The following is a 1,533-nucleotide window of genomic DNA, read 5'->3' as shown; positions in this document are numbered from 1 at the left end:
CTTCTGGTTTGGAATGACGGCAAGATATTCAAGATTATAGGATTAGTCAGGGATAAAGAAGCTAATATACAGCAAATTGGTATCGGTAATTTTCCTCAAGAGGCTGTTAGTACTGACCAGATTAACCTCTATCGTAATTCTGCTATTTACCTCAACAGTTTACAGTTTCAGTTAACCCTCGATCCCACCCTACCTGCTATTTTGCCACCCAAACCAGATGAGTCAACTTTTTTCCTGGACACTCCCTATCCAGTGGTAAAAATTCTGTTGAAAGAAATATCATCAGCAGAAAATACCCAGGAAAAACTATATTACGATCAATTTAAATCGGTACGCTTAGAAAAAGTAAAGATACAAGTTAAAGTAGAAAATAGTCAAGATGTCCAACTGCGGAATGATAACTCAGTACTAAATCCCAAAATTCCTTTTCAACCCTTTGGCAATAATCCTAAAGTAGGTTCGGGGTTTTACTTCGCTAATCGAGAAATTAGCACCAAAAAATTAGATAGTCTTGCCATTAATATGGAGTGGATGGGACTTCCTAAAGACTTTGCCACCCATTATGAGGCATATTCAAGTACTGGGGTAATTACGGATGCAATTACTAATAACAGCTTTAAAGCCAGTTTGAAGCTTTTTAATAACCGAAGCAGGGTGGATTTTTAAAAAAATGACAAAGAAATATTTACAGAAAAAACAATTACAATTACCGGTACCGGAGAAAACCAAGAAGAAAAAACTATTTTTAAAAAAAATACTTCTTTGAGTTATCACAACTCCAATCTACAAGATGATTCATCATCTAATTCCCTTATAGATATAGATACAGATGATCCTTTTGAGCAAAATCGGTATTTCATACTGGAATTAGCAAGCCCAGATTTTGCATTTGCCCATGATTTATATCCGATAGTATTAAATAAGGTGACTTCTGCAACGGATAAAGACGTTGTAAAAGATAAAGATGGAACCAAAGTAAAAGATAAAGATGGAAAGGATATAAAAATCAAATCCCTGACGGTTTATCCCCCTTACACCCCGCAAGTTAAAGCCATCTCCCTCGACTATACCGCCTCAGAAGAGATTGACTTGCAAGCCTCCCAAAGCGAGCAGGAACCTAGTAAAATCTTCCAACTTAATCCCTTTGGCTATGCCGATATCCAAACTCTCAATCAAGACAACCAATATTATCTCTTACCGAACTATCAAGAACAAGGCACTTTATACATTGGTATCCGTAATCTGCAACCACCCCAAAACATTTCCATCCTCTTCCAAATGATACCGGGCAGTGGTAATGGGGAACTAATTCCGCCACAGATTCACTGGAGTTACTTGAGTGGTAATTCTTGGCAGAAATTTCAAGATACAGAAATGCTTTCCGATAGTACCAATGGGTTAGTCGATTCGGGGATTATCCGCTTGAGTATTCCAGACAAAGCCACCAGTCAGCATAACTTATTACCCAGTGGTTTACATTGGTTACGAGCCACCGTCACCGAAAACGCTGCTGCAATTCCTGATACTCTCGAA

At 38.1% G+C, this 1,533-nt stretch carries 2 protein-coding genes; both read left to right on the top strand.

Features of this window, described 5'->3' with window-relative positions; all coding sequences use genetic code 11:
* A partial coding sequence (locus F6K49_RS47910; protein ID WP_293109636.1) for a hypothetical protein occupies positions 1–666 on the top strand: 666 nt, incomplete at its 5' end.
* Positions 667–762: 96 nt separating this feature from the next.
* A partial coding sequence (locus tag F6K49_RS47905; RefSeq protein WP_293109634.1) for a hypothetical protein occupies positions 763–1,533 on the top strand: 771 nt, incomplete at its 3' end.

It is taken from the genome of Moorena sp. SIO3I6, from assembly GCF_010672095.1.
This window is presented reverse-complemented; position numbering and strand designations above follow the sequence as displayed.